This window comes from Streptomyces sp. MB09-01, from assembly GCF_033794505.1.
In the GTDB taxonomy this organism is placed as follows: domain Bacteria; phylum Actinomycetota; class Actinomycetes; order Streptomycetales; family Streptomycetaceae; genus Streptomyces.
This window is the reverse complement of record NZ_JARAYQ010000010.1, coordinates 68,256-75,222: the sequence shown is the minus strand read 5'-3', so window position 1 is coordinate 75,222 and position 6,967 is coordinate 68,256. Positions and strand designations below refer to the sequence as shown.

Annotated in this window: 8 protein-coding genes; 3 read left to right on the top strand and 5 right to left on the bottom strand. The window is 71.9% G+C overall.

What is annotated here, in order from left to right; genetic code table 11:
- Positions 1-180 precede the first annotated feature (180 nt).
- Positions 181-1,686, top strand: coding sequence for an NAD(P)/FAD-dependent oxidoreductase (locus PV721_RS03960; protein ID WP_319721376.1), 1,506 nt, complete (start codon positions 181-183; stop codon positions 1,684-1,686).
- On the opposite strand, the gene PV721_RS03955 is transcribed toward PV721_RS03960, so the two are convergent.
- Entirely contained in the window at positions 1,593-2,717 is a 1,125-nt protein-coding gene (locus tag PV721_RS03955) for an ATP-dependent DNA ligase (RefSeq protein WP_319721375.1), read from the bottom strand. The two genes, PV721_RS03960 and PV721_RS03955, sit on opposite strands and share 94 nt — an antisense overlap.
- A 75-nt stretch (positions 2,718-2,792) precedes the next feature.
- Between PV721_RS03955 and ligD the strand changes: the two genes are divergently transcribed.
- Positions 2,793-3,812: a non-homologous end-joining DNA ligase gene (gene ligD / locus PV721_RS03950; protein WP_319721374.1), complete on the top strand. Its 1,020-nt coding sequence runs from the start codon at positions 2,793-2,795 to the stop codon at positions 3,810-3,812.
- Between the two features lie 256 nt (positions 3,813-4,068).
- Entirely contained in the window at positions 4,069-4,314 is a 246-nt protein-coding gene (locus tag PV721_RS03945; protein WP_319721373.1) for a WhiB family transcriptional regulator, read from the top strand.
- Here the strand turns inward: PV721_RS03945 and PV721_RS03940 are convergent, their stop codons facing one another.
- The 4 genes from PV721_RS03940 to PV721_RS03925 form a co-directional block, all read right to left on the bottom strand.
- Complete coding sequence (locus PV721_RS03940) at positions 4,315-4,896, bottom strand: hypothetical protein (protein WP_319721372.1); 582 nt, start codon at positions 4,894-4,896, stop codon at positions 4,315-4,317.
- Positions 4,893-5,069, bottom strand: a complete 177-nt coding sequence (locus PV721_RS03935; RefSeq protein WP_319721371.1) for a hypothetical protein — start codon at positions 5,067-5,069, stop codon at positions 4,893-4,895. Before PV721_RS03935 ends, PV721_RS03940 begins: the two co-directional genes overlap by 4 nt.
- Positions 5,070-5,509: 440 nt before the next feature.
- On the bottom strand, positions 5,510-6,643 hold the full coding sequence (locus PV721_RS03930; protein WP_319721370.1) for a hypothetical protein: 1,134 nt from the start codon (positions 6,641-6,643) through the stop codon (positions 5,510-5,512).
- Positions 6,636-6,938 (bottom strand): hypothetical protein, encoded by a 303-nt coding sequence (locus PV721_RS03925; protein ID WP_319721369.1) that lies wholly within the window; start codon positions 6,936-6,938, stop codon positions 6,636-6,638. Before PV721_RS03925 ends, PV721_RS03930 begins: the two co-directional genes overlap by 8 nt.
- Positions 6,939-6,967: the final 29 nt, after the last annotated feature.

Below are 6,967 nucleotides of genomic sequence, written 5' to 3'. Positions count from 1 at the left end.
CGGTGGGGACGGGCGGTCGCTGGGGTCGGGCGGTCGGGCGGTCGGGCGGTCGGGTCGGCCGGGCGGCGCACGGCTCGTATCGGACAACTGTGCGGGTTTCGGCCACCGTCCGTCCGCGCAGGCTCTGGACGGTGTGATCGTCGTACGGTCCAACGGTCCGATGGTTCGGGGGGACGCTCCATGGCACATGTACTGGTCATCGGCGGAGGAGTCGGAGGGCTGGCCACGGCCCTGCTCGCGGCGCGGCACGGACACACGGCGGAACTCTTCGAGCGCGATACGCGCGCTCCGGGCACCGCCCTCGACCGTGACTTCTTCGGCTGGCGCCGGCCGACCGTACCGCAGGCGGTCCAGCCGCACGTGCTGCTCGGGGCCGCCCGCACCGTCCTGCGGGACGAACTGCCCGACGTCTACACGGAGATGCTCGGACTCGGCGCCCGGGAGCGGCACGAGCTGGACTGGTTCGAGGTCCGGCCCCCCGCCCTCCCCGGCGACGAGGACCTCGTCCTGCTCCAGGCCCGGCGCATCGTGCTGGAGAGCGCGCTGACCACGGCCCTGCGCGCGCAGGCGGGCGTCGTCGTCCGGTACGGGGAGCCGGTCACCGGGCTGATCACCGTCCCGGGGCCGGCCGAAGCACCGGAGGTCCACGTGACGGGAGTGACCACCGAGGCCGGACGTTACGAGGGGGACCTCGTCGTGGACGCGGGCGGGCGACGCGGGGGCGTCGAGCGCAGGCTGGCCGAGGCGGGCTGCCGGCCGCCCGTGGTGGAACGGCACCGTACGGGGCTCGCCTACTTCTGCCGCTGGTACCGGCTGCCCGAGGGCATGGACGAGGGGCCGGGCCGGCCCTGGGCGGTGACCGGCGGGGCCTTCGCCGGATGCGCGGTCTTCCCGGCCGACAACCGGGTGTTCGCAGTGACGCTGTTCGTGCACACCTCGGACCCCACCCGCTCGGCGCTGCGCGACCCCGCCGTCTTCGAGCGGGCGGCCCGCACCTTCCCGTCCGGTGGGGCCTGGCTGGCCCTGGGGGCCGAGCCGCTGTCGGACGTACGGGCCACGGCGAGCCTGGACAACCGGTGGAGCGCGCTGGTCGACGAGCGGGGCCCGGTGGTGACCGGGCTGGTGCCCGTCGGCGACTCGATCACGCACACCAATCCGACGCTGGGGCAGGGCACCTCGCTCGCGCTGTGGGCCGCGCGGAGGGTGGCCCGTACGGCACACCGCGACCCGGGGTCGGCCCGGTTCGCGGTCCGCCACCACGAATGGGCGGTGCGCACGCTGAAGCCGTGGTTCGACTTCCAGGTGGTCGCCGACGCGGCCATCGGGGAGCGCTTCGCGACCCGGGCCGGGCGTCAGGGGACGGCGCGCGAGGTGGCCGCGCTGTTCGACTGCGCACTGGAGGACCCCGAGGTGATGCGGGCGCGGGCGAGGGTCCGGCACCTGGCCGAGCCGCCGGAGCGGGCGTACGCGGATCCGGAGGTCAGGGCCCGGGTGGCGCGCTGGCTGGCCGCGCGCCCGGACTACGTCCCGCACGAGGCGGGGCCGGACCGGGCGGAGTGGGAGGAGCTGACGGCGGGGCCTGGGTGGGGCGCTCAGCCCGCGGAACCTCCGCTGCCGGAGGCGTCTGCGGTACCGGAAGCGCCTGCGGTACCGGCGGCCGGGCCGAGCACTTCGGCGAGGTCGTAGCCGACGACCTCCTCCAGCTGGGTGTAGGTGCAGCTCTCCGGTGTCCGGTCCTCCCGCCAGCGGTGGAACTGCGCGGTGTGCCGGAAGCGGTCGCCCTCCATGTGGTCGTACTTCACCTCGACGACCCGATCGGGCCGCAACGGCACCCAGGACAGGTCCTTCTTGCCGGTCCAGCGGCTCTGCGCGCCCGGCAGCCGGGCGCTCTCGTGGGCGGACTCATCCGCCCAGGCGGCCCACGGATGTCCGGCCGGGTCGGGCATCCGCAGGGGTTCGAGTTCCTCCACCAGCTCGGCGCGGCGCTTCATGGGGAAGGCCGCGCAGACGCCCACGTGCTGGAGGGTGCCATGGGCGTCGTACAGGCCGAGGAGCAGCGATCCGACAATCGGACCGCTCTTGTGGAAACGGAAACCCGCCACGACGACGTCGGCGGTACGTTCGTGCTTGATCTTGAACATGAGGCGGGCATCGGGGCGGTAGGGGAGATCGAGCGGTTTGGCGATCACTCCGTCGAGCCCGGCGCCCTCGAACCGCTCGAACCACTCCTGCGCGAGCGCGGGATCGGTGGTCGCGGGCGCGAGGTGGACGGGGGGCCGAGCAGTGGAGAGTGACCGGACCAGGGCGGCACGGCGGTCGGTGAGCGGCGTTTCGAGGAGCGACTCGTCGCCCAGCGCGAGCAGGTCGAAGGCGACGAAGCTGGCGGGGGTGGCCTCGGCCAGCAGGGCGACACGGGACTGCGCGGGATGGATCCGCTCGGTCAGCCGGTCGAAATCGAGCCGCCCGCCGTGAACGATCACGATCTCGCCGTCGACGACGCAACGGTCGGGCAGATTGCCCTTCAGCGCCTCCGCCATCTCGGGAAAGTACCGGGTGAGGGTCTTGCCCGTGCGGCTGCCGATCTCGATCTCGTCGCCGTCGCGATGGACGATGGCCCGGAAGCCGTCCCACTTGGCCTCGTACTGCATGCCGGGCGGGATCTTCGACACGGACTTGGCGAGCATCGGTTTCACGGGCGGCATCACTGGCAGATCCATGCCTTCGATTCTGCGGTGGTACGTCCGGCCGCGCCCGGTATGCGCCCTCGCCCGAGGCCGCCTACCGTGGCGCACATGGGTGCTGCCGGTAGTGCGATCGAGCTGGACGCGGGCGGGCGGACGGTACGGCTGTCCAGCCCGGACAAGGTGTACTTCCCGGAGCGCGGCCTCACCAAGCGGCACGTGGCCGAGTACTACCTGGCGGTCGCGGACGGCATCACGCGAGCCCTGCGCAACCGGCCCACGACCCTGGAACGCTTCCCGGACGGGGTGGAGGGCGAGTCCTTCTTCCAGAAGAGGGCGCCGAAGAACCTCCCCGACTGGATCCCGACCGCCCACATCTCCTTCCCGAGCGGCCGCTCGGCCGACGAGATCTGCCCGACCGAGCCGGCCGCCGTCCTGTGGGCCGCCAACCTGGGCTGCCTCACCTTCCACCCCTGGCCGGTACGCCGCGAGGACACCGACCGCCCCGACGAACTGCGCATCGACCTGGACCCGCAGCCGGGTACCGACTACCACCACGCGGTGGCGGCCGCCCACGAGCTGCGCGCCCTGCTGGAGGAGCTGGGCCTGCGCGGCTGGCCCAAGACCTCGGGCGGACGCGGGCTGCACGTCTTCGTGCCGATCGCCCCGCGCTGGACCTTCACCGACGTCCGCCGGTGCGCCATCGCCCTCGGCCGGGAACTCGAACGCCGGATGCCGGGCAAGGTCACGACGGCCTGGTGGAAGGAGGAACGCGGCGAGCGGATCTTCGTCGACTACAACCAGACGGCCCGCGACCGCACGATCGCCTCCGCCTACTCCGTCCGCCCCCGCCCGCACGCCCCGGTCTCGGCGCCGCTGCGCTGGGACGAGGTGGACGACGCGGAGCCGCGCGACTTCGACATCGTGACGATGCCGGGCCGCTTCGCCGAACTGGGCGACCTGCACGCCGACATGGACGAACACGCCTTCACCCTGGACGCCGTACTGGAACTCGCGGCCCGCGACGAACACGACCACGGCCTGGGCGACATGCCCTACCCCCCGGACTACCCGAAGATGCCGGGCGAGCCCAAACGCGTCCAGCCCAGCCGCGCCAAGCACGAGGACTGACGTCCGCCCCTGCCGTCGCGGCGCCCAGGGTACGGGTCCTTCCCGGGCCCGCCCCGTCCCGCTTCACCGACGAGGACCGCGGCGGTGGGGAGCCGCCCTGGACGCCGAGGGCCGGGTCCCGCCGGGGATCTGGCCCCTGTTCGGGCGGGGCCGCTGTCAGTGGGGGGTGAGATGCTCGAGGCGGACGGAGAAGTGGTGACGGGGTGTTGATCAGGCGTTGATCGGACGTCCATCGGGGGCGGCCAGTATCTGCGGCATGTCTATGAACACCACTGCCGCAGCCACCGACACCGCCTGGTACGAACTCGCCCTGTGCGCCCAGACGGGCCCCGGCTTCTTCTTCCCGGAGCCGGGCTCGTCGCTGCGCGACGCGAAGCGGCTGTGCGGGGCGTGCGAGGGGCGGGCGGCGTGCCTGGAGTACGCCCTGGCCAATGACGAGCGCTTCGGCGTCTGGGGCGGCCTCTCAGAAGCCGAACGCCTCGCCCTCCGCCCCCGCCACTGATCAGGTCCGCGTCCCCTTGCCACTCGCCCGAACCAGCCCCACCCGCCGTGCGAGGTCGAACCCTTCGCCACCACACTCCTCGCGGCGCGGCGTGTGGGGTACGACCCGCACGGGATAGTGCCCCCCGACGGGCGAGACGACCCCACCGAAGCGAGGATCCCCTGCGAACCAGATCCGGTCCGGGTGGGCGTTGTCCAGTTGTGTGAGCACGACGGGGAACGGGATGAATCGGAACGTGGCCGTGAAGTCCTCCCGGAACGGGATGACGATGGTCCCGGGGCTCCCGGGCGGCCGGGGCGGATGCTGGCACGGCCACTCTCGCCAGGGGTAGGCCTGCAGGACGGCGGCGACGCGCCGCCGCCTGAAGTAGGCGATGACTACCCAGGGAAGCAGGGGCGTAACCAGCAGCGTGATGAGGGCGAAGGCCGTTCCTGCATAGGGGATGCGGTCAACGCAGGCCAGGGCGATCAGAGGCGGGCCTCCGAGGCTGAGGACCCATCCGATCCGTCGTAGGACCAACCGTTTGTAGCCGACAACCGTCGGAGGGTGGTCCCACGCCACCTTTGTGAGCGTGAAACTCACAGGAGTACCTCCAGGACGCGCGAGGTCTTGGTCGCCGTCGGAGTGCTCGGCTCGGGGTCCGTGAAGAGGACGGTGTGCGCCACGGCTTCGAGGATGTCCGTGTACGCGTCGGCGTGCTGTGTGGAGGCGCTGGTCAGATCGAGCACGAGCAGGTGGAGCCCATCTGGATGCACGGTCGCGACCCTGGCCTGAAATAGTCGCTGCTCCACACCGGGCACGGAAATGATGCCGGCAACGAGGCAGCACGGGAGAGCTGATGGCAGATCGATGAACCTGCGAATGGAGCTCTTCCACAAGGAGGAGCGTGCGATGGCCAGGGCCGTGCGCGCCACGGTGAGCCGGGGGTTGGGTTGTTCTGCATGTTGGATGGTCAGAGAGAACAGTGAGGTGGTGACCCCGGCCGGATCCTCGGGGTGAAAGCCGAGCGCGGTGTGTACGACGTCGTGTCCTGCCAGTCCCTCAAGGCCATCCAGGAGCTGAGACAGTTCCCTTTGAGCATCAGGACTGCCCAGGGCTTCGGCAACGACGAGCAGGGATGCTCGGTCGCCGGGGCCAATGTCGTGAAAGCCGGGAGGGAGGCGGAACCAGACCGGCGGGATGCTGCGGTGAGGTGTCACGGCATCAACCCCGACCAGACGCGCCCCGATTTCCTGATGGCGGAAGGAGCGTCGTCCAGGGCCCCTCGGGCACCGTCCATCGCTGTCGAGCCGTGTTCAATCGTTTCGTTGTCCGAGGCGTAGTCGAGACCGGCGGTCGCGGCACCTGTACCGGCCACGGCCACACCCACCCGGTCTCGGGTGCCCTGAGTCGCTGACCGCATGGCCCATCCGGTGAGGGGGCTCTCCACCTGCCGCAGCTCCTCGGCGCTGGTCCATGCGCTATGGCGGAACGCGGTGGCCCCAGGAGACAGCCCTGCCAAAGCGCTGCCCTCCGGCGCGGCTGCCATTGCTGCGCGGGCGGCCGCGGTGCCGGCTTTGGCGCCGGAGGCAACTGCAGCCACGCCAGGGACCGTGCCTGCGAGGTCGCCTACCAGGGTCACGCTGCTCTTCCAGAAGTCCGCGTCGAACTCGCCCTTCGTGACACCATCCCCGATGGACTTCCGGAATTTTGGGTCAGAGGTGTGCATCGCCAAAGCCGCCAAAGACAGGCCGCTCCCGACGAGCATGATCGCGAGCCCGGCAGGCGGGCAGGCGAGTGACACGAGGGCGCCGACGAAACCCAGGATCGCCGACGCGTTCGACAAGGCGTCGCCCGGGTCGTCCACGATCTTGTGCCAGATCGAGGCCAGCATGCCCGGTTCCTTCGGGGCCAGCCGGTCCGTCGCCGCGGTCAGGGTCCGGGCGACGCGGCTCGCCGCCGCCGCGTGTTCGGCGGCGAGTTCGCGGGCCAGGCGGCGGGTGTCGGAGAGGGCTTCGTCCGTCTTGGCCGCGGCGGCCTGGGCCTCGTAGCGGGCGGCCAGTGCGCGGTGCGCGACCAGGGTGTCGTGCCAGCCGGTGAGCCGGCGGGCGGCCTCCGCGAGGGAGGTGTGGGCCGCGCCCAGGTAGCGGGGGAGGTCCTGTGAGAGGGAGGCGCGGAAGGCTGTCGCCGCCTCGCCCTTCCACTGCGAGCTGTGGGAGACGAGGTCCCTCACGACGCGGGAGGCCTCCCCGAGGGAGTGCGCCGACGCGGCGAGCGTCTTCGTCAGGGCCTGGACCGACGCCGGATCGCCGGGCGCCGGGTCGAAGCCCAGCGCCGCGTGGTCAGCCATGCGCGGCCACCGCCCGGCGGAAGGCGGCGCGGACGGCCTCCTCCAGCTCCGCGTACTCCGCGGCGCTGCGGTCCACGCCCTCCCGCACGGTCTTGACGCGTCTGGTCAGCTCCCGCGTGCCGTGGGCCCACCGTTCCTGGAAGCCGTCGCACGCCGCGTCGAGATCGGCCGTGCCCAGCTGGTCGGGCCGTACGTGCTCCAGCGCGCGCCGCGCCTCCCGCAGGGAGAGCAGCGAGGAGTCCAGGGCGCGGGTCAGACGGGTCAGCTGGTCGATGTCCACCTGGAGCGAGGTCATGACGCGAAACCCTGGCAGAGCACGGCTCT

Excerpts from the sequence above, each read along its gene's own strand:
- PV721_RS03925 (WP_319721369.1), bottom strand. The coding sequence starts at position 6,938 with ATGACCTCGCTCCAGGTGGACATCGACCAGCTGACCCGTCTGACCCGC.
- PV721_RS03955 (WP_319721375.1), bottom strand. The coding sequence starts at position 2,717 with ATGGATCTGCCAGTGATGCCGCCCGTGAAACCGATGCTCGCCAAGTCC.
- PV721_RS03930 (WP_319721370.1), bottom strand. The coding sequence starts at position 6,643 with ATGGCTGACCACGCGGCGCTGGGCTTCGACCCGGCGCCCGGCGATCCG.
- ligD (WP_319721374.1), top strand. The coding sequence starts at position 2,793 with ATGGGTGCTGCCGGTAGTGCGATCGAGCTGGACGCGGGCGGGCGGACG.
- PV721_RS03960 (WP_319721376.1), top strand. The coding sequence starts at position 181 with ATGGCACATGTACTGGTCATCGGCGGAGGAGTCGGAGGGCTGGCCACG.
- PV721_RS03945 (WP_319721373.1), top strand. The coding sequence starts at position 4,069 with ATGTCTATGAACACCACTGCCGCAGCCACCGACACCGCCTGGTACGAA.